Source organism: Burkholderia pyrrocinia (genome assembly GCF_001028665.1).
In the GTDB taxonomy this organism is placed as follows: Bacteria; Pseudomonadota; Gammaproteobacteria; order Burkholderiales; family Burkholderiaceae; genus Burkholderia; species Burkholderia pyrrocinia.
Genome location: NZ_CP011504.1, coordinates 2,065,906 through 2,086,790 on the forward strand (window position 1 = coordinate 2,065,906; position 20,885 = coordinate 2,086,790).

The 20,885-nt window shown below is 69.7% G+C and carries 10 protein-coding genes; 9 read left to right on the plus strand and 1 reads right to left on the minus strand.

Going from position 1 to position 20,885, the window contains the following annotated elements; translation table 11 throughout:
- Nucleotides 1-82 precede the first annotated feature (82 nt).
- The 9 genes from ABD05_RS25450 (at nucleotide 83) to asnB (ending at nucleotide 9,106) form a co-directional block, all read left to right on the plus strand.
- Nucleotides 83-556, plus strand: a complete 474-nt coding sequence (locus tag ABD05_RS25450; RefSeq protein ID WP_047903795.1) for a hypothetical protein — start codon at nucleotides 83-85, stop codon at nucleotides 554-556.
- A gap of 52 nt (nucleotides 557-608) precedes the next feature.
- Nucleotides 609-1,541, plus strand: coding sequence for a type III secretion system inner membrane ring lipoprotein SctJ (gene sctJ / locus ABD05_RS25455; RefSeq protein WP_047902777.1), 933 nt, complete (start codon nucleotides 609-611; stop codon nucleotides 1,539-1,541).
- On the plus strand, nucleotides 1,538-2,278 hold the full coding sequence (locus tag ABD05_RS25460; RefSeq protein ID WP_047902778.1) for a SctK family type III secretion system sorting platform protein: 741 nt from the start codon (nucleotides 1,538-1,540) through the stop codon (nucleotides 2,276-2,278). The genes sctJ and ABD05_RS25460 overlap by 4 nt, the downstream gene beginning before the upstream one ends.
- Nucleotides 2,260-2,889 (plus strand): type III secretion system stator protein SctL, encoded by a 630-nt coding sequence (gene sctL / locus ABD05_RS25465; RefSeq protein WP_047902779.1) that lies wholly within the window; start codon nucleotides 2,260-2,262, stop codon nucleotides 2,887-2,889. Before ABD05_RS25460 ends, sctL begins: the two co-directional genes overlap by 19 nt.
- Entirely contained in the window at nucleotides 2,886-4,268 is a 1,383-nt protein-coding gene (sctN, locus tag ABD05_RS25470; RefSeq protein WP_047902780.1) for a type III secretion system ATPase SctN, read from the plus strand. The genes sctL and sctN overlap by 4 nt, the downstream gene beginning before the upstream one ends.
- The gene (locus tag ABD05_RS25475; protein ID WP_047902781.1) at nucleotides 4,261-5,007 is read left to right on the plus strand and encodes a hypothetical protein; all 747 of its coding nucleotides are present in this window, start codon (nucleotides 4,261-4,263) and stop codon (nucleotides 5,005-5,007) included. The genes sctN and ABD05_RS25475 overlap by 8 nt, the downstream gene beginning before the upstream one ends.
- Nucleotides 5,001-5,810 carry a type III secretion system export apparatus subunit SctT gene (sctT, locus tag ABD05_RS25480; RefSeq protein WP_047902782.1) on the plus strand — a complete coding sequence of 270 codons (810 nt, stop codon included), beginning with the start codon at nucleotides 5,001-5,003 and terminating at the stop codon, nucleotides 5,808-5,810. The genes ABD05_RS25475 and sctT overlap by 7 nt, the downstream gene beginning before the upstream one ends.
- A gap of 18 nt (nucleotides 5,811-5,828) precedes the next feature.
- On the plus strand, nucleotides 5,829-6,860 hold the full coding sequence (locus ABD05_RS25485) for an EscU/YscU/HrcU family type III secretion system export apparatus switch protein (protein ID WP_047902783.1): 1,032 nt from the start codon (nucleotides 5,829-5,831) through the stop codon (nucleotides 6,858-6,860).
- 278 nt (nucleotides 6,861-7,138) lie between these two features.
- The gene (gene asnB / locus ABD05_RS25490) at nucleotides 7,139-9,106 is read left to right on the plus strand and encodes an asparagine synthase (glutamine-hydrolyzing) (protein ID WP_047902784.1); all 1,968 of its coding nucleotides are present in this window, start codon (nucleotides 7,139-7,141) and stop codon (nucleotides 9,104-9,106) included.
- A 52-nt stretch (nucleotides 9,107-9,158) separates the two neighbouring features.
- Here the strand turns inward: asnB and ABD05_RS25495 are convergent, their stop codons facing one another.
- On the minus strand, nucleotides 9,159-20,759 hold the full coding sequence (locus ABD05_RS25495; RefSeq protein ID WP_047902785.1) for an LWXIA domain-containing protein: 11,601 nt from the start codon (nucleotides 20,757-20,759) through the stop codon (nucleotides 9,159-9,161).
- Nucleotides 20,760-20,885 lie beyond the last annotated feature (126 nt).

The window sequence follows — 20,885 nt, forward strand, 5'->3', positions numbered from 1 at the left end:
GGATGCGCGCGTGCCGGCCGGCCTGTTCCGGGCGGGCCCGACCGATCCGGTCCGGCGCCTGCCAGCCAAGGAGGGCATGGATATGTCAGTGACAGGCGTAGGCGCGGCGTCGCCGGGCGCGGCCGCGCTCGCGGGTGCCGTGCAGCAGACGGGCTCGGCGTCCGATCCGGCGCAGGTGCGCCAGTTCGATGCGCTGATGCAGCCGGGTGCATCGCCGGCCGCGTCGTCTTCGTCGGGCGTCGCGATGTCGCGCGCGCCGGCGGACGCGGCGCCGGCCGTGCAGATGACGCCCGCGCAGGCGAACCAGTCGTCGCTCGTCGAGCGGTTGCGCACCTACGGCAACGATCTCGACACGCGGTACGCGAACATCGACAAGCATCGCAGCGAAATGCTCACGTCGATGGCCGACAGCCGCAGCGATCCGATGATGACGATGGTGAAGGCGATGGATTTCCAGTGGACGGCGACCACCACGATTTCGGAATACCAGTTGAGCCTGTCGGTTGCGCAGGCGGCGAACGGCTTCACGCACACCGTGCTGAAGACGCAGGAGTGAAAGCGTGCGTGCGGGCCTGACACGGTCCGGCGCACCCTGAAGCGGACAAACGATGACGACGATCGATTCGACGCCGCGCGCGCATGCGTGGCGCAGCCGGGCGGCGCGCGCGCTGCTCGCGGGGCTGCTCGTGCTGCTGGCCGGGTGCCAGAAGGAGCTGTACTCGGGCCTGTCGGAGCGCGATGCGAACCAGATGGTCGCGGTGCTCGGCGACGCGGGCATCAGCGCGTCGAAGGACAACGACGCGCGCGACACGTCGGACCGCAATGCATGGCTCGTGAGCGTCGCGGACGGCGACATGCAGTCGGCGCTCACGGTGCTGCAGGCGAACGGGCTGCCGAAGCCGAGCTATGCGAGCCTCGGCGAGCTGTTCCAGAAGCAGGGCCTCGTGTCGACGCCGGCCGAGGAGCGCGTGCGCTACCTGTACGGCGTTTCGCAGGACCTGTCGCGCACGCTGCAGGACATCGAAGGCGTGGTGGTCGCGCGCGTGCAGGTCGTGATTCCGGAGAACGATCCGCTCGCGGACAAGATCAAGCCGTCGTCGGCGGCCGTGTACATCCGCTATCGGCCGGGCGTCGACCTGCGTGCGATGGCGCCGATGGTCAAGGATCTCGTCGCGCACAGCATCGAAGGGCTGCAGTACGACAACGTGTCGCTGTTCCTGCAGCCGGCCGCCGCGCAAGCGACGCGCGTGGACGGGATCGGCAGCGCGGTGACCGACATCGTGCGGCTGCGCTCGCCGCTCGGCTGGCTCGTGTTCGCGCTGATCCTGCTGACCGGCGCGGTGATCGCGCTGTCGGCCGCGCGGCGCGGGATGTTCGGTGCGCGGCTCGCCGGCCTGCTCGGCGCGCCGCGCGGAGCGAATGGCGGGAACGGAGTGTCCGGGCATCCGGGGTCCGGGCAGTCGGCGTCCGGGCATCCGGCATCCGCGCAGTCGGCCGGCGGCGGGCTGCGCACGCCGGACGGCGCGCGCGACGGCGCATGAGCGATCCGCATGCGCTGCCGCCGGGCGACGGGCCCGACGCCGTGCCGCTGCCGTGGCTGCAGCCGCTCGCGCCGCCGCCCGCTGCGCGCCGTGCCGCGTTTCATGCGCTCGTCTGCGATTTCAACCTGCGGCCCGACCGTTATCTGCACGTGACGCGCGTGCCAGCCGACTGGCCCGCACGCTACCGCTCGCCGGACGCGTTCGGCGCGGCCGGCCGCAAGCTGCTCGCGCGGCATCTGCTCGATGCGAACGGCGTGGCCGACCGGCACGACTTCGACGTCGCGAATGCGTGCGCGCGGCTCGCGCTGCTGCCGGGCGCGGCGCTCGAGCAACTGGCGTCGTATGCGGGGCTGCTGCTGCATCGCACGTGGCTGCGCGATGCGTTGACGGCAAGGCGCATCCGCGCGGAAGTCGCGGCCCGGCTCGGCGGCGACGCGCTGGAACTCGCGCTCGAACGCGCGCCGGAATTCGGCGCGCTCGCCGACACGCTCGAACCGTGGCGCGCCGATCCCGCCGCGCTGCCCGTCGTGATCCGCGCGCGCGGCGGGCGGCTGCTCGCGGATTTCATCGGCGTGGCCGGCGACGCGGTCGCGCGGCGCGCGCGCCTGAAGTTCAACCGCGCGATCGACGACGAAGCGCCTTACTGGCTGAACCGCGCGCAGCGCGACCAGTTCGGCGAACTGCTGTTCCTGTTTCTGATTCCCGAGAGGCTTGCGTCATGGGACTGGCTTTTCTGATCACGAGCGACAACCTGCAGCTGCTGTCGGAGCGCAAGGTGCTCAAGGAGCGCGAATACGCGGCGCTGCTCGACGCGTCCGCGGTGATCGCGACCGCGCACGACGAGGCCGCGCGCATCGTCGCCGACGCACAGCGCGAATTCGACAAGCGGCAGGCGGCCGGCTACGACGAAGGGATGCGCCGCGCGCAGCGCGAGCAGGCTGCGCATGCGTACACGCAGGCGCTCGCGGCCGCGCGCACGATGGAGACGATGAAGGACGCGATGGCCGATATCGTCGTGAAGGCCGTGCGCGCGATCGTCGGCGAGATGAGCACGCAGAAGCTGTACGAGGCCGCGCTGGCGCGGATCGCGCCGCTCGTGCGCGACGAGGCGTTCCTGGTCGTGCATGTCGCGCCCGGCCGCAAGGATGAAATGCGCGATGCGCTCGACGGCGCATTCGCGGGGCAGTCGAACCGGCAGAAGATCCGCATCGTCGAGGACGCGCAGCTCGAACGCCATGCGTGCACGGTCGAGACGCCGTCAGGTCGCATCGACGCGAGCCTCGACCTGCAGATCGACGCGCTGCGCCAGGCGATCCGCCGCGACGCGCTGAAGGGCGCCGCGCGATGAACGCGCCGCTCGACGATATGCAGCCGTTCGGCAGCGGCGACGACGACGGCGCGCCGTTCGATCGTGGCCGCCTCGTCGGCGAACTCGACGCGGGGCTCGCGTTTTTCTCGCCGGTGTCGGTGCAGGGCCGCGTCAATCACGCGGTCGGGCAGATCCTGAACGCGACGGGCATCCGCGCGCGGCTCGGCGAGATCTGCGAATTGCGCACGCCGAACCAGCCGACGCTGCTCGCCGAGGTGGTCGGGTTTTCGCGGCAGACGACGCTGCTCACGCCGCTCGGCGACGTGGCCGGGCTGTCGCCGGAGACGACCGTCGTACCGTCGGGGCGCGAGCATGTGTTTCCGGTCGGCGAAGGGCTGTTCGGCCGCGTGCTCGACGGGCTCGGCCGGCCGCTCGACGATCGCGGGCCGGTGACGGGCGCCGCGTGGGTGTCGACGCAGCAGGATCCGCCGAACCCGCTTGCGCGCCAGATGATCGACACGCCGTTTCCGACCGGCGTGCGCGTGATCGACGGGCTGATGACGCTCGGCGTCGGGCAGCGCGTCGGCATCTTCGCGCCGTCGGGCGTCGGCAAGAGCACGCTGCTCGGGATGATCGCGCGCGGCGCGCAGGCCGACGTGAACGTGATCGCGCTGGTCGGCGAACGCGGCCGCGAGGTGCGCGAATTCATCGAGCACAGCCTGTCGCCCGAGGTGCGCGCGCGTTCGATCGTCGTCGTGTCGACGTCCGATCGCCCGGCGATGGAGCGCGTGAAATCCGCGCTCGTCGCCACCGCGATTGCCGAGCACTTCCGCGATGCGGGCAAGCGCGTGCTGCTGCTCGTCGATTCGCTGACGCGCTTCGCGCGCGCGCAGCGCGAGGTCGGCCTCGCGAGCGGCGAGCCGCCGACGCGGCGCAGCTTCCCGCCGTCGACGTTCGCGGTGCTGCCGCGCCTGCTCGAACGTGCGGGGCAGGGCGCGAACGGGTCGATCACCGCGCTCTACACGGTGCTCGTCGAAGGCGACGAGGAATCGGACCCGATCGCCGAGGAAGTGCGCTCGATCCTCGACGGCCACATCGTGCTGTCGCGCAAGATCGCGCTCGCGAACCGCTATCCGGCGATCGACGTGCTCGCGAGCCTGTCGCGCGTGATGCCGCTCGTCGCGAGCCGCGCGCACCAGCATGCGGCGGCGCGCGTGCGCGAGCTGATCGCGAAGTACCAGGAGATCGAGCTGCTCGTGCAGATCGGCGAGTATCGCGAAGGCAGCGACCGGCTCGGCGATCTCGCGCTGCGTGCGCGCGACGCGATCGGTGCGTTCTGCGCGCAGGCGTCGCACGAGGACGTGCGTTTCGACGCGCTGCTCGCGAAGCTGACGAAGCTGGCGAACGATCATGTCTGAAGCCGACGACCGCCTCGTGCTCGCCACGCTGGCGCGCCTGAAGCGCGTGCGCGAGATGCGCAGCCAGATTGCGCGCGTCGCGGCCGCGCGCCAGCAAGGCATCGCCGCGCAAAGCCGCCGCGCGCTCGAGGCCGCGCACGCGCAGCTTGCGCAGCAGGTCGCCGCGAAGGCCGCGATCCAGACGCGTCTCGCCGACGACGTGCGCGAGGCGCGCGCGCTGCAGAACGCGGCGGCCGACACGCGCACGTTCGACCGGCACATCGGCACCGCGAACGTGTCGGTGAGCAAGGCTGCGCACGTGCATCGCGGGCACGAGGCGACGCTTGCCGACCTGCAGCGCGCCGCACGCAAGGCGAAGGCCGCCGAGGACAAGCTCGACAAGGCCGGCGAGAAGGCGCTGCATGCGCGCGCCGCGCGGGTCGAGCGCGATGCCGACGAAGTCGCGGACGGCTACGCGGTGCGGCGCTTCGCGACGGTCGGGGTGTGGGCCGGCGATGCTTCGGGCCACGCGGCCGTGCAGCCGGAAGCCGCTGCCGCGTTCGATGCGGAGATGGCCGCGCAGCCGGCCGATGCGGAACCCGGCACGACCGACATCACCGACGCGACTGCGTCAACTGCGTCAACTGCGTCAACTGCGTCAACTGCGTCAACTGCGTCAACTGCGGCAACTGCGGCAACCGCCCCGGCCGCCCCGGCAGCCGACACCGCACCGCCCGCCGCCGTGGAGCGCCGATGCTAGACCAGGCCGCGGGTTTCAACGACGTCGCGGGCACGCTGCGACCGCTGCTCTACGTGATGCCGCGCCTGTTGCCGATCATGTTCGTCGTGCCGGTATTCAACGAGCAGATCATCACGGGCCTCGTGCGCAACGGGATCGCCGTCGTGATCGCCGCGTTCGTCGCGCCGGCGATCGACTCCGCGCAGGTGGCCGCGCTGCCGTTCCTGATGTGGTGCCTGCTCGTCGCGAAGGAGGCGGTGGTCGGCATGCTGCTCGCGGGCGCGTTCAGCGCGGTGCTGTTCGCGATCCAGGGCGTCGGCTACCTGATCGACTTCCAGACGGGCAGCGGCAGCGCCGCGTTCTTCGATCCGATGGGCGGGCACGAGGGCGGCCCGACCTCGGGCTTCCTCAATTTCGTCGCGATCGCGCTGTTCGTCACGGCCGGCGGCCTGCAGGTGCTCGTGCAACTGTTCGCGCAGTCGTACGCGTGGTGGCCGATCGGCTCGCTCGGCCCCGATTTCTCGTCGATGCTGCAGACCTTCATCGTGCGGCAGACCGACACGATCTTCGAATGGATGGTGAAGCTCGCCGCGCCGGTGACGATCGTGCTGGTGCTCGTCGAGCTCGGCATCGGCCTCGTCGGGCGCGCGGTGCCGCAGCTCAACATCTTCGTGTTCTCGCAGCCGCTGAAGAGCGCGCTCGCGCTGCTGATGATGGTGCTGTTCCTGCCGGCGGTGTACGCGTCGCTGCATTCGCTGCTGAGCCCCGACAGCGGGCTGATGGCGCTGCTGCGCGCGCTGTTCGCCGCGCACGGCGGCGCGTGAGCGCGCGACGGAGCCGACATGGCCGAAAAGGACCAGAAGCCGACCGAGAAGCGCCTGCGCGAGGCGCGCGAGAAAGGCGATGTGCCGAAGAGCGCGGAGACGATTTCGTCGGCGTTCTACGTCGGCGTGTGCGTCGCGCTCGCGGTGGGGATCGGTGCGCTGTTCGCGCGGCTGCAGGCGCTGTTCCGGCTCGTGTTCGGCGCAGTCGGCGCGGCCGACCCGTCCGCGCGGATCGCGGTGCTGATCGACGGCGCCGCGCGCGACTGGGCGACGCTGTCCGCGCAGATCGTCGCGGCCGGGCTGCTGGCGGGCCTGCTCGCGGGTTTCGTGCAGGTCGGCGGCGTGATGGCGTGGAGCCGCCTCGTGCCGCAGCTGTCGCGGCTCAATCCGGCCGAGGGGATGAAGAACCTGTGGTCGATGCGCAACCTCGTCAATCTCGTGAAGATGCTGCTGAAGACGGTGCTGCTCGTCGCGACGCTCGGCTGGCTGATCGTCGAGTCGCTCGATCCGTCGGTGCAATCGGGTTTCACGCGGCCGATCTCGATCCTCGCGCTGATCGTGAAGCTGCTGATGCTGCTGTTCGGCTGGGCCGCGCTGATCTATATCGTGATGGCGCTGATCGACATCGTGCATCAGCGCCACGAGTTCAACCAGAAGATGAAGATGTCGATCGACGAAGTGCGGCGCGAGCACAAGGAGGACGAGGGCGACCCGCACATCGAGGCGAAGCGCCGGCAGCTCGCGCGCGAGGCGCAGTTCGCGTCGCTGCCCGACCGGATCGGTTTCGCGTCGGTGGTCGTCTATTCGCCGCGCGTCGCGGTCGCGCTCTATTACGGCGGGATCGGCACGCTGCCGTGGGTGCTCGCGCGCGGCGAAGGCGAGGCGGCCGAGCGGATCGTGCGGCACGCGCGCGACGCGCTGCGCCCGACGCTCGCGAACGTCGGGCTCGCGCAGGCGCTGTACGAGACGACACCCGAGAACGGCACGATCCAGCAGCAGCATTTCCGCGAGGTCGCGCAGTTGCTGAAATGGGCGACCGGCGCGACTTGACGCACGCCGGGGCGGGCCACGTCAGGCGCGGCGGCATGCTGCCCCTTTTTCTCGGTCTGCTGGCCTGCGCAGCCGTCCGTTCCGATTCGATATGGCCCTTTGCGCGAACATGCGCGCACGGCGCTTGACGCCATTTTTTTTCCGGTCGTCACCGGAATTCATCGGTGAATTATTGCTGAATTATTTCTTCGTACTATGGCTCGACCGTCACGCCTGACGGCGGGCCGCGAGGTTGCGCCGCGCGTGACGGAACAGGTCAACAGGGGCGAACAAATCAAATGTGTGGAATCGACGGCTTTCTGAATACCGTCGCCATCGATGAGGAGACAGCGCGCGGCACGCTCGCGCGAATGACGGCGAGCCTCGCGCATCGTGGGCCGGACGGGCAGGGCATCTGGGTCGATCCGGAAGCCGGTATCGCGCTCGGCCACCGGCGGCTGGCGATCGTCGACCTGTCGGTGCATGGCCGACAGCCGATGGCATCCGCGTGCGGCCGCTACGTCATGGTCTTCAACGGCGAAATCTACAACCATCGCGAACTGCGCGCGGAACTCGAGCGCGCGGGTCGCGCACCGGCGTGGCGCGGCCACTCCGACAGCGAGGTGCTGATCGCGGCGATCGTCGCGTGGGGTGTCGAGGCGACGTTGCGGCGCGCGACCGGCATGTTCGCGTTCGCGCTGTGGAATCGCGCGTCGCGGGTGCTGACGCTCGCGCGCGACCGGATCGGCGAGAAGCCGCTCTACTACGGCCGGATCGGCGACGCGCTCGTGTTCGCGTCGGAGCTGAAGGCGCTGCGCGGCTATCCGGGCTTCGACGGCACGGTCGACCGCGACGCGCTGTGCCTGTACCTGCGCCAGTCGAGCGTGCCCGCGCCGTACACGATCTATCGCGGCATCCACAAGCTGCCGCCCGGCACGTACATCCAGTTCGAGCATGCGCGCGACACGCCGCCCGTGCGCGCGTACTGGACGCTCGGACAGGCGATCGAGAGCGGCCGCGAGCAGCCGTTCGAGGGCAGTGCCGACGAGGCCGTCGGCCAGCTCGACGCGATCCTGCGCCAGGCCGTCGCGCGGCAGATGGAAGCCGACGTGCCGCTTGGCGCGTTCCTGTCGGGCGGCGTCGATTCGTCGGCGATCGTCGCGCTGATGCAGGCGCAATCGGCGACGCCGGTCGACACGTTTACGATCGGCTTCCATGAAGCCGGCTACGACGAGGCCGGTTACGCGAAGGCTGTCGCGCGCCATCTCGGCACGCGGCATACCGAACTCTACGTGACGGCCGACCATGCGCTCGGCGTCGTGCCGAAGCTGCCGTCGATCTACGACGAGCCGTTCGCCGATGCATCGCAGATCCCGACCTTTCTCGTGTCGGAGCTGACGCGCCGGCATGTGAAGGTGAGCCTGTCCGGCGACGGCGGCGACGAGTTGTTCGGCGGTTATACGCGCTATTTCCTGACGCCGCGCCTGTGGCGCAAGCTGCATCGCGTGCCGGCCGCCGTGCGCGCGCGGATCGCCGCCGCGCTGCATGCGCTGCGGCCCGATCACGCGGACCAGCTCGCGGCCGTCGCGCAGGGCGCGTGGGGTGGCGTGGAGGCGCGCGAATCGGCGGCGCGCATCGGCGACCGCCTGCACAAGCTCGGCCATGTGATGACGGCCGAGAGCCGCATCGGCCTGTACCGGCTGCTGATGTCGTCGGTGCATCATCCCGAGCGCATCGCGCTGTCGGGGCAGGAGCCGCCGACGCCGCTCGACACGGCGTCCGCGTGGCCCGCGCACCTGAGCTTCGCGGAGCAGGCGATGGCGATCGATACGCTCACATATTTGCCGACCGACATCCTCGCGAAGGTCGACCGCGCGTCGATGGCCGTGAGCCTCGAGACGCGCATGCCGTTCCTCGACCATCACGTCGTCGAATTCGCGTGGCGCGTGCCGGCGTCGATACGCTTGCCGGAAGGGCAGTCGAAGGCGCTGCTGCGCCGGCTGCTCGACCAGTACGTGCCGTCGGCGCTGATCGACCGGCCGAAGCAGGGTTTCTGCGCGCCCGTCGATCACTGGCTGCGCGGCTCGCTGCGCGACTGGGCCGAGGCGCTGCTGCGGCCGTCGCGGTTGCGCGAAGAGGGTTTCTTCGATGCGGCCGCGGTCGAGCGCCTGTGGCGGCAGCACCAGACGGGGCGGATGAACTGGCAGCACCAGTTGTGGACGGTGCTGATGTTCCAGGCGTGGCTGGAGGCGCAGCGCGCGGGGTGACGCGGCGCGCTGCGCGGTCGGGGTTTGCTCTTTCCGGCCGCCGGGCTGAACGTCAGCCGACGTTCAGCGGCGTGCCGATCGCGAGGCTGCCCGGATTACCGGCGGCCGACGGATTGAGCTGCAGGATCTCGTTCAGCGCGCGCGCATCCTGCTCGTTGCGCGTCATCGCCTGCTGGTCGGCGCGCGACACGTGCGCGGCGTCGAGCAGCGACTGGCGATGCTGGTCCGCGATCACCCACAGCGAATCGCCGGCGACGACGATGTAGGGCTGGGGGGCGTTTGACGGCGACGGCGGGTTCGATGGCGTGCCTTGCGACGGTTGCGGCTGCGAGGGCGAGGCGCTCGCCGAAGGCGACGGCGAGGCGCTTGGCGGCGCACTCGGTGACGCACTTGGCGAAGCACTTGGCGATGCGCCCGGCGCGACGTTCGACTGCGATGATCCGCCGCCGAAAAACCAGTTGAACACGCCCCCGATCACGGGCGCGATGCCCATGACGAACTTGTAGCCGAATGCGGCGACCGGAATCATGATCACCGCGGTCGGGATCTTCTTGACGAAAGGCGTCGCGTTCGGGAAGTGCGTGTTGAGGCGGCCGGCGAGCAGCAGCGCGGTCATGGAGCCGGTCGCGAACGCAAGATCGTATTGGCCCTTGCCCAATTGGGACGCGGTCGTGAATCCACCGAGCGCGACCGACGCGAAGTCGCCCGTCGAATCGAGCAGGCGCACGATACGGCTGCGTTTGTCCGCGTTCACGCGCCGCGACACCATCAGGAGCGACGCACCGGCGTAGGCGGTGCCGAGCACGCCGCCGACGATGGCTGTCGAGCCGGCCGTGACGTCGAACCAGGCATGCGCGCCGTGCGCTTCGGCGATCTTGAGAATGCCGCTCGCGACCGCCGCAACCGACGCGACCGCCGTGCCCGCGCGCCCCGTGATACCCAGCAGGCTGCGCGGATTGCCCGCATGCAGCTGCTGAAGCGACGTGCCGCCGACGAATCCCTGCATTTGCGTGAGCACGTCGTCGGCGAGCGCCGTGATGTTCGTTTTGGCATCGTCGAAGCTCATCGTCCCGTGCCGGTATTGCTCGACGTATTGCGTCGCCTTCGCTTGCGCGTGGCGCACCGCGGCCTCGAGCTGGCGAAGCCGATGTTCTCCGTAGTCGTGCGTCGTCGAGTTGAATTGACGGGCGAGCGTGGCGCCGAGGTGCGTGATGGCCGCCACCGCGGCCTTCGGATCGCCCGACTGCAGGCTGCGGATCGCGCCCTGATGCATCACCTGGAACACGCGTCCGAGACGCGACGCGAGCAGAAACGACGACGCCGTGTTACCCAGCGCGGTCGTGTCCAGCCAGTGGACCGCAGCGCCCAGGCCGATCAGGCCGGACGCGCCGAGGACGGCCCCGCTCGCGATCTTCGCCTTGCGCGTGTCGGACGGGTCTTTCGACAGTCGGTGCACGCGCAGCGCGTTGAGCCGTGCGCTGGCCTCGTCCATCGTGGCGCTCGGCATTTCGGGCTGCGCGATGGCCTTGCGCGCGACGCCGATCGGTAGCGACGCGTCATACTGCAGCGCTTTCTGGCCGGTGACGTTCTTCCAGTACACGCGGCTGTCGGCCGCCGATATCGATGCAAGCGACGGTCGCTCGGGAACGCCGTCGCGATGGCTGTCGAGCCATTTTTTGCCGGCCTCATGAGCCCGCTTCGCGAGCCGGTTGTGGGGCGCCTTGCTGTTCCATAGCGTTTGCGCCGTCTCGTTCGTCGCCCGGCGTGCCTGATTCAGCAGCGTCGACGTGTTGCCTTCGTACAGCGCGACGCGTAATTCCGCGATCTCGGCGTCGGACATCTTGTGCGCCTTTTTCGCGATGCGCTCGATTTCCGAGAACAGGAATCGCTGCTGGTTCGCGAAATCCTGCGCGCCGACCGGTTCGAACACGCGGGTCAGCGCATCGCCGCCGTGCAGTCTCGCGAATTTTTCAGGGGCGTTTTTCCCGTAGTCGGCGATCTTCGCCGCCAGGGCGCGCGTCAGATCCGCATTCGCGATGAAGTCGTCGCCGTGCGTGCCCCACGACAGGCCGACATGCACCCAGTCGAGCTGCTTGCGGCCCAGGATTGCGTCGAGCAATGCGACGTGGCCTTCGCCCGGCACCGGCTCGAGCACGGCGTCCGAACCGTGGAAGGTCAGCAGCACGAGCGGTGAGGGTTTGCCGCCGTTCTGCGCCGCCCATGTTTCGAGCGCCTCGCCGATGCGCCGCATTTCCGCGTAGCCGTTGTTCGTGCCGGCCATCGCATGGCCGTCTTCCAGCGACACACGGGGCCGCGACGGTGCAGCTTCGATGCGCAGCAGGAAGCCGTATTCCGAGGCCGCCGTGAGCCACTTGTGCAAGTGGGCGAGGTCGTCGAGTTCGAGCGTGTGCTGCGTGCCGTCGGCGTCCGTACGCGTGAGCGTCGCCGTATCGTCGTCGTAACGCGCGCCGGACGGATCACCGAAGCGTTTGGCGCGCTGGATGAACCCCGGATCCTGCAGGGCGCCCATCGCGGCGGCGAGCGAATACGGATCGACCTGCAGCGCGACGGCCGGTAGTGCGCCGCCATACCGCTTGATATAGCGCTTCATCTGCTCGGGATCGTCGCGCAGCGAGAACGAGCGCGACATCGGGACGAAGCGGTCGGCGAGATCGGTCAGCTTGGCCCGCATGGCCAGCGTCACGTATCGCCTGATCAGCTTTCTGTCCGTGCTGCGCGCCGCGCCGATCCACTGCGCGCCCCGCATGAACAGATTGCGCTGGGCGGGGGCGCGGGTGAAAGCGCCATGCGGGTGCAGGCTCGATGCCTCACGCCACATGTGCAGCGTCCCGAAGATCTTCTTCGCCAGTACGGCATCGGCGAGGATGGCCTTCGGCGGGTCGGTGAACGTGAGGCCGTTGCCTTCCTTGCGCCCCACGTCGCGCTTGCCCCATTCGGTGAGGCGCTCGAGCGTCGACGCGAAATCGGCGATCTTCGCGTTGCCGTAGCGTGTGACCGATTCGACGATCGTGCCCGATACGTACGCCGGTTGGAACGGATTGAGCGCGATCGGTTTCGGGGGCGGCGCGGCGGGCGGCCTGGCCGGTGCGACGGCGGCCGGCTGCGTTCGCTGGGCGCCGCGCGCGGCATGCCTGCCTTTGCGACCTTTTCGGCCGGCCTTGCCGCCGTTGCCCGCTTGCGTGCCTTTGCCGCTTTGGCTCGCAGTGGGCGGCGCGGCCGCCGCCGCCGGCTGCGCGGCTTGCAGCGCGGCCGCCTTGAGCGCGGCGGCACGCGGCTCGAACACGTCGGGGGCGAGCCTCGAAAGCAGGAAATGCTGATTGCCGCTATACGGCCCGCGGCCGATCGTCGCCCGCTCCAGCGGCAGGCCGGGGTTGTCCGGATCGCGGAACTGGCCGACGTCGTCGTACCAGCGCACCGTGCCGTTCTCCACCGCGACGAGGCCGGTCAGCGACCCGGTCAGCACATCGGTGACCGTGCCTTCGTGGTCGTACACGTACACGTAGTGACCGTCGGGGATTTTGCCCATCTCGAGCGCGGTGAACAGTTCGCTCGCGTGCTGCGCGTTGAAGTCGAGCGCGCTGTCCGCGGTCGTCGGCAGCAGGTGCGGCACGCCCGCATCCGCTGCCGCGCGGTTCTCGTGCCGCAGCGACGGGCGCGTCCATCCGAGCGTGCGCTGGACATACGCGTCCGGCTTCGACCACGGTATCTTCGGGTTGTCGAGCGGGCGGCGCATCTTGGCCGGCGCGAAGCCGCCATAGCTTTCGACGACGTCGTGCGCGACCTTCGCGACGACGAAATGCACGCCGCGGCGCCCGCCGGGCAATACGCGGAAGCGACGCCGGAACGCGACGGCGAGGTCGCGCGATTCGATCGTGGCATCGCCGAGCGACGTCTTTTCGACGTACGTCCATTTCCCGGCGCCATCGCGCGTCGCGTAGCCGAGCACCGTGCCGGTCTTGCGTTCGACTGCATAGACCGTCGTCCCCGCGCCGGGATCGTGTCGTGCCGCCGGTTTCGGTCGCAGGAAGCGCGGCGCGCTATCGAGCTTGTTCACGTTTTCGACGACCTCCGCGTCGACCCCCGTGTCCGACGGCTCGACGTCCCATGCGCGGAGTTCGTCGAAGTACGCGTTGATCCGTGCGGCGCCGCCGAACTTGCGCAACTCGGCGAGCGTGACGGGCGACACGTAGTAATCGTAATTCCCGCGGCCCGCGGCGCCTTTGTCCTTCAGTGCAAGAAAGGCGTGCTGCAACAGGTTCGGATCGATATCGGCCGATGCGGCCTCTTTGTCGACAAACTTGCCGTGTGCGTTCGTCTGGAAGCTCGCGATGAATTCGGGCTGCGGATGGATCGCATCGAGCCGGTCGGCGGGGCGGTCGGTGTGCAGTGCGATCAGCACGTGCGCGTCGGTGCCGAACGCTGCCTTCATCGCATCGATGCTGTCGAGCTGGTCGCCGTCGATGCGGATCAGGTCGCGCTTGCCGTGCGTCGCGAGCAGATCGAGCGCGCGCTGTTCGCGCTTGGCGGCCTTGCGGGCGGCGAGCCCGCGCGCCGGCCGATGCGCTGGGGAGGCCGGCGCGGCCATTTCGCGCGGCACGCCGCCGGCCTGCATGCGCGCGATCTGGCTCGCGTAGTAGTCGCGATAGGTCGCATAGCCGGGCACCGACGGCTCGGCGTCGCCGAACGCGTCCGCGAGCCGGCGCAGGCCGGCTTCGTCGCCGGGCATCACGCGGTCGGCTTCGCGCGCGATCGCGTCGGGCAGGAGGACATCCTTCGAGATGTCGATGCCCATGTCGTCGATGAGCTCGCGGCGCACCGCGAACGCGTTCGCCTGCGCACGCGCTTCGGCCATCAGCGCGCGATCGACCGGCGTATCTGTCGAGGCGTGGTCGAGCAGGCGTCCGGCGATTGCTTCGACCGCATGCTGCGCTTCGTGCGCGAGCGCGTACACGAGCGTACCGGTGTGGCGTAGCCGGCCGTCGAGCACGATGCGCTGCTTGTCCGTATCGATCCGGCTGCCGCGCCCGGGCCGGCCGACCACGACCTTCCAGCCGGCGGCCTGCGCCTGAGCGATCTGTCCGCTCAGCAGCGTCGAGCGGTCGACGAGCGCGAGCGCTTCCTTCGACAGCGGCGCGCCGCCGAACCGCATCCGGATCCGCGTGATGACGGACGGCTTTTGAACGAACGCATCGGGCGGCAGCGTGTCGGCGATGACCGGGCGCGCGACGGCGATATCGCCCTGTTCGAGGCCGCGCGTGAGCAGCCGTTCGAGTTCGGTGAGTTTCTCGAGCGTCGTCAGGTGTTCGATCGGGTCGCGCGAGACCGGGCCGGGATCGCTCAGCAGGAAGTCGCCCTTGCGCGTAAAGATGCCCTGAAGGTCGAACGCGAGGCCTTCGCGTTCGACGACCGTGCGAATCTTCCGGACGTGTTCCAGCGCGGCCCGCGTGACGACGCGTGGCAGCGTGCCGGTCGCGGCCATCGTGTGCGTATGCAGGACGCCGAGCGGGCGGTACAGCACGCCGACGCGGCCGAGCACCGAGAACGGGCCGCTCATCGTGACCGTCTGCAATCCGTACGAACGCAGATCGTCGAGCGCGAGCCGTTCGTCGACCGCCGCGCGCACGTGACCGGATTCCGGGTGTGCGTGGCGATCGTAGATGCCGAGCGCGGCGTCGTCGCCGAGCGCGAATACGGTTTTTTCGCCGCCGGCGCCGAGCAGTTCGCCGGCTTCGTGCACGACGTCGACACGCGCGTCGCGGTCGCCGTGCGCATAGACGCCGAGCGGGTCCGCGTTCAGCGGGCCGAGATCGTGCGGCGCGGCGGGCGCCGGATCGAGGCGATGGAATGTGCCGGTGTCGAGCAGCGCGCCGTGCGCACCGACCGCCTCCGCGGGTGCGGCAAACACGGGCCGTTGCCACAGGTTCGCGAGCCGCGCCGCATGCGCGGCGCCGTCGTGCTTCGCGGCGAGCACGATCGCATAGCCTTCCTGCACCACGAACGGCGGCGCCATCTCGAGCATGTATTCGTGCGTGCTGACCGGCTGGCCGTCGACGAGCAAGGTGCCGTCCGCGCGCGTGTCGGCGTGCAGCACGACCACGCGGCGCCCGGGGTCGATCGTGAAATGACGCGTGCGCTCGTCGGCAAGCTCGGCGGCATCGGGGCGCTCGCCCGCGCGGTACGGCGACGCGATCTCGGCATGCGCGCGACTCCAGGCGACGCGCGCATCGAAGCGGGCGATGCCGCGCGGTGCGGTGCCGGTTTCGTCCATCCGCGGCGCGGGCATCCGGCGCGGCATGCCGCCGCGCCCCTTCTGGCGCGACCAGGCGTCGTTGTAGAACGCGCGATAGGTCGCGCCGTCCGCGCCCGACGTATGCACGCCGCCCAGCGTGCTCGCCAGCCGGTCGACCGTGCCTGCGTAGTCGTGCGACCGTCCGCGCCAGTTCGCGCCTTCGCGCGCGATTGCGTCCGGTTGAGCGAGGTGCGCGGCAATGTCGGTGCCGCTTGTCAGCTTGATTTCGTAGCGGGCCTCGAACGCGCTGATCTGCGCGCGTGCCTCGGCCTCGAGCGCCTTGCGCGTGAAGCCGCCGCGCTGCCCGGAGTCGTGGTCCAGCACGCCGGCCATCGCTTCGACGGCCTTGCGCGATTCGCGTGCGAGCACGTACGTGATGCTGCCGGCATCGCGGAGGCCGCCGTCGATCGTCACGCGGCGCTTGCGCGTATCGACGTGGCTGCCGCGGCCGCGTTTGCCGATCGTCACGCGCCAGCCGGCGTCCTGCAGCATGCGCAACTGCGTCGCGAGCGTGCCCGACTGCATCGCGAGCGCCTGTACGGCTTCCGGCAGCGGTGCGCCGCCCAGACGCATCTGCATCCGCGTGATCCAGCCGGGATGCGGAGTGGCGTAATCGGGCGTCGCGATGCCGGGCGTTTCCGCGGCCGCGGCGTGCTCCGAATCGGCGGGTGGCACCGGCGGGCGTTCGTCACCGGCATGCGTGCGGACGGTCTTGCCGCCCGCGGCTTCGGCGGTCGTCTCGTCGCCCCGGGAGGCGGCGGCCGTCCCGCGATCCGCCGCAGGTTTGGCCGCTGCTTCGGCAACGGCGGGGTGGTCCGGTTTGACCACCACGAGCACGCGGTTCGGCGCGCTGAATATGCCGTCGTGCGCGGTGACAGGTTCGGGCGTCGCGACCGTGCGCGGCACCGCCGGCTCGTTCGGGGCGCGCTTGCCGGCGAGCACGATCACCGTTTCGTCGGGAGCCGCGGGGCGCGACGACGCCGGCGGTGCTTCTTCGGCCGCGGCCGCGGAAGGGCCGCTTTCCGTCGCCACCGTTTCCGGCTCCGGATCGAAGCGCAGCACCCGCGCATCGGCGCGCAACTGCCCATCGGCGCCGAACGCGTCGGGTGCTGCCGCATAGACGGGTTTCTGCCAGCGGTTCGCCAGCTCGGGCGCGAGTGCCGCGTCGTGCTCGCCGGCGACGACGATCACGGGCTCGTCGAGGTCCTGCGGACGCGGGGCGGGCGCGCCCGGATCGCGGTTCGCCCCGTTACGCACGAGATAGACCGTGCGCTCGCCGGCCTGCATCGGCTCGACGCTCGGCCCGCGCGGCACCGCGATGCCGGCCGGGTCGGATGTCGCCGGCCGCGTGGCGGGCGCTTCGTCCGTCAGGTCGACGACCCGTACATTGACGCGCGGCGGCGTGCCGTCCGGCTTCGTGCGCGTGCCGGCGCCGGCCGGTTCGTCGATATCGGCGGCGCGCGCAGCGGCGCTGCGGGTGGCCGTCGTGCGGTCCGCGTCGACGTCGTCGTGCTGCCGGTCGGCCTGCGCGCGCGACTCGCTCGTGCGCTGCGTACTGTGGGCATCGTGGGCCGCATTCGCGCTTTCGCCTTCGGCGGCGGCCTGCTGGACGCGGCGCGCCTCCCTCGCCGCGGCGTCACGCAACTGGTGGTGCAGGTCCTTGCCCTGGTCGATGACCTCGTCCAGCCTGTCGAGCCGCGACTTCGCGACGATGTTCGACGTCGTGCCGATGGCGCCGTCCGGGCCGAACGTCATGCGCTCGCCGGTGTCCGTCACGCTGTCGACCCGCGTGCCGTGGGACCAGGCCTTCGGTGACGCCGACACGACGGACAGCGTGCCGTCCTGGCCAAGCACCACCGACTTGCCGGGCGGCATCTGCTTTGCCGACGTCTTGTCGAGCACGCGGATCGGCTGATCTTCGTAGGTCAGCATCTTGTCGCCGACCATCAGTACGCCGTTGGGCGCGACCTTCACGGCCTCGCCGTCGAGCGTCGCGCGCGTGCGGCCGGCCGACAGCGATGCTGCGCCGTCCTTGTTCAGGATTCGCCCGATCGTCTGGTCATCGACCTTGACGACGTTGCCATCCGTCGTGTGCGCGGCAATCGGCCGGCCGGTGCGGGTGCGGATGCCCGTGACCGCGCGTTGCTTCGCGACGCCCGCACCCATCAGCGCGGTATTGATGACGCCGGACTCGAACGCTTCGCCAGCCGCCTTCGTATTGCCGTGCAACAGGTCGACGCCGGATTCGACGAACGCCTCGCCGGCGCCGGCGATACCGGTCACGAACGCCGTGCGCCCCGCACCCTTGGCGATTACCGACGCGACCTTCGTCGTGACCGCGCGTTCGAACAGCTTCGTGCCTGCGAGTTTCGCGGCGCCGCCGGCAGCCATTGGCACGAGGTTGATGTAGTCGGCGCGGGCGCCGGCGTCGAACGGGCTGATGCTCTGGTCGTGCTCGAAGCGGTTGGCGAGATCGAGGCCCGCCTTCGTCATCGCCGAACCGATCGCCGTGTAGGTCATCCCCGCGCCGATGAGGTTCAGCGGCACGCCGATCGCCGCGCCGATCACCGTGCCGTCGAGCGCCGTGCCGATCACCTCGAGCGCCATCCCGCCGAGCAGCATCCCCATGTTGACGCCGGTGCCCGTGAAGAAATTCAGCGCGGAGTCGAACGGACTGTCGTGGTGCGCGGCTTTCGACACGACCTGCTGCGAGCCGTCCGCGTTGTGGCCGGTCAGGATGTCGACGGTGCCGTCCGACGACAGCTGGTTGCTGTCGAGATAGTCGTTGATGCTGTCGTAGTTGCCGGCCGATTCGTCGATGTAGTGCGTCTTGCCGTCCTTGTCCGTTACCTTGAACAGCGCGCTCGTCGTCGTGCCGGTCTCCTTCGCGGCATACACCATCGGCAGCACGCTGATCTGCGTGTCCTTGCCGCCGCCGACCGACAGCAGCTTGTCGCGCACGGTGTTGATCGCCGACAGCTTGTCCTTGTCGACGAAGCGCGCGACCGAATCGTCGGCGGCCGATACGGATTGCGACGACGCGTCGGCCGGCACGTCCGGCTGTTGCCCGAGCGCGATGCCGATCAGGTTGCGCTGCTGGTTGTCGCCGAGCGAGCCGAACGCGATCGTGCCGCCGTTCTGCGTGTTCAGGCTTACCGCGTCGAGCATCGCGTTCGACATCTCGGTGCGATGCGCTTCGTAGAAGTCGTGCTTCGCCTTCTTGTATTCGTCCGCCGCATCGGACTTCTCGTCGACATAGCGCAGCCGCTCGTCGAGGCCCGCGTCGAACTGATCGAGCAGCACCTGCTGGCGCGACGTGTCGCTCAGCAGCTTCAGTTGCGGAACGGCGCTCTCCGCCTTCGTGACGGCGGCCCGCGCGTCGTTCAGTTCGGATTGGTACAGGTTCGGGCGATACGACGGCGCCGGCATCACGTCGCCGTCCGGCAAGGTGCGCAGCCGCACCGGCGCCGGGTTGGCGGCGGCCCATTCGTCGTACTGCTTCTGCTTGGCTGCGAGTGCGCTCTTTGCTTGATCGACGTCGTCCTGCGCGTTCTTCAGTGCGACATCGGCTGCACGCGAATTGACGTCGTCCGACAGCCGGTTGCTGGCCATCCGCAGTGCGCCGGCGACCACCTGCAGGCGCGTGGCATCGAGCTGCGTGGGGCCGCTCGGCGCGGCCGGCAGCGGCGTCAGCGACCGCGACGGGTCGGTCAGCGGCAGGATCGTCGGCGGCGACGCGGCACTCTTGCCTGCCGGCGCAGGGGGCGCGAAGGCCGTGGGCAGCAACGGGCTCGTGCTCGGCACGGTGCTGGCGGCTGTCGACGGCGACGATGCTGGGGCCGGCTGCGCGACGGTCGACGTCAACTGCGGCGGCTGCTGGAAAAACGGCTTCAGCAGCGGCTGCTGCGCCTTCACCTGCGCGCTGATCTTCGACGCCTGATCGTCGTACTGTTGCGCGAGCGTCGTGCCGTACGCGGCGACGAAGCCGTCGTGCGCGATGCTCGCCTGCTGCTTCGCCTCGTAGAGCTTCGCGTACGCGGCGCCGAGATCGAGATCGACCTTCGCGTCGACGGGCGGCCGGTGCGGCTGCTGCGGGTTGTCCTTGTGCCACTTGTCGGATGCCTGCTGGGCGGCCGTGCAGTTGTCCTGTGCGTGGTCGACCTGTTGCTGCGCGGCCAGCATCTGCAGATAGCCGCCGCTTGTGCTTGCCGCCGTCTGCGCGCGCTTGAGCGCGGCGTTGGCGTCCGGTACCGAATTCGGCGCGACGATCACGGTGCCCTGCCTGCCGGCGACCACGTCGAATTTTTGTTGCGCCTGCGCGAGCGCGATGCTGTCGTTGGCTGCGGCGACTGCCGCGTTCGTGTAGTTCGCCGATTTTGCCGCGGCCGTGACGGCCTTTTGCGCGGCGTCCGGCGAATCGGGCGCGTCGGGCAGGTTCACCTGACGATCCTGCCTCTCCAGCTCGGTGTTCAGCCGGCCGATGCCTGCGTCGAGCGCCTCCTTGTAGCCGGGATCGACGAGATACGACTGAAGCTGCGTGCGCGCGAGATACGCGTTCGACAGATCCGAAAAGTATTTCGCGGTACCGGCGGCCGCGTGCGCGTCGGCGCTTCGCCAGTCGTCGTAAAGCTTCGATTGCGCCGGGGTCTTGCAGTCACCCGGCTTCGGCACCCACTTCGGGTCGTTCGCGTGGTCGGGAAACGTGGCCTGCAGCGTCTTGAGCTTCTGGTTGGCCGCATTCTGCGCGTCGCCCGGGTTCGTCACGTTGCCGTCGTCGTCGATCTGGATGCCCGACGGCATATCCGCGTCGGCCTGTTCGCGATACAGGATCATGTAGCCGGCGTCGGTCGTCACGTTGAGCTCGCGCTGCGCGGTGTCGGCCGCCGTGCGCGCTTTCGCGTAATCGGCCTGCGCGGCCTTGCGGGCATCGGGCGTCGATTCGGGATCGCGGTTGATCACGTGCAGCACGTTTTGCGCGCCCTGCAGCGATTTCGACGCGTCGTCGTATTTCGTCTGGGCGTCCTGGATCACCTGCCGCACCGCGCTCGTCATCTTGTTCTCGACGGTGATGTCGGGTGGCGGCGCAGTATATTGCGCGGCCATGCGCTGCATCAGCGATGTTGCGTCGGTGATCTCCGCGTTGGTCGGCTTCGACGGATCGGTGGACAGCGATGCATTGACGGGAATCGGCGGTGCGGCGACCGGGTTCGCGGGGCCGGCTGCCGGGTCGTCCTGCTTCGGCGGCGGAGGGGGCGGTGGCGGGGGCGCGACGACCGGATTCAACGTTTCCGACAGGAAGCGCTGCCAGTTGACGCCCAATCCCATTCCGTCGATCAACAACATGCTCGTCTCCGTTGAGCCGCGCGATGCGCGGGACACCCGGCGCGCAGTCCGTCGCGCTACCAGCTTTCAAGTGTAAGGAGACGCATCGCTGCTGGAATGCCGCTGTTTCGTAGCGTGCCGGCGCGA

What these genes read in the sequence shown, in the direction of transcription:
- asnB (WP_047902784.1), top strand. Translation starts at nt 7,139, where the DNA reads ATGTGTGGAATCGACGGCTTTCTGAATACCGTCGCCATCGATGAGGAG.
- sctL (WP_047902779.1), top strand. Translation starts at nt 2,260, where the DNA reads ATGGGACTGGCTTTTCTGATCACGAGCGACAACCTGCAGCTGCTGTCG.
- ABD05_RS25450 (WP_047903795.1), top strand. Translation starts at nt 83, where the DNA reads ATGTCAGTGACAGGCGTAGGCGCGGCGTCGCCGGGCGCGGCCGCGCTC.
- sctT (WP_047902782.1), top strand. Translation starts at nt 5,001, where the DNA reads ATGCTAGACCAGGCCGCGGGTTTCAACGACGTCGCGGGCACGCTGCGA.
- ABD05_RS25460 (WP_047902778.1), top strand. Translation starts at nt 1,538, where the DNA reads ATGAGCGATCCGCATGCGCTGCCGCCGGGCGACGGGCCCGACGCCGTG.
- sctJ (WP_047902777.1), top strand. Translation starts at nt 609, where the DNA reads ATGACGACGATCGATTCGACGCCGCGCGCGCATGCGTGGCGCAGCCGG.
- ABD05_RS25475 (WP_047902781.1), top strand. Translation starts at nt 4,261, where the DNA reads ATGTCTGAAGCCGACGACCGCCTCGTGCTCGCCACGCTGGCGCGCCTG.
- sctN (WP_047902780.1), top strand. Translation starts at nt 2,886, where the DNA reads ATGAACGCGCCGCTCGACGATATGCAGCCGTTCGGCAGCGGCGACGAC.
- ABD05_RS25495 (WP_047902785.1), bottom strand. Translation starts at nt 20,759, where the DNA reads ATGTTGTTGATCGACGGAATGGGATTGGGCGTCAACTGGCAGCGCTTC.
- ABD05_RS25485 (WP_047902783.1), top strand. Translation starts at nt 5,829, where the DNA reads ATGGCCGAAAAGGACCAGAAGCCGACCGAGAAGCGCCTGCGCGAGGCG.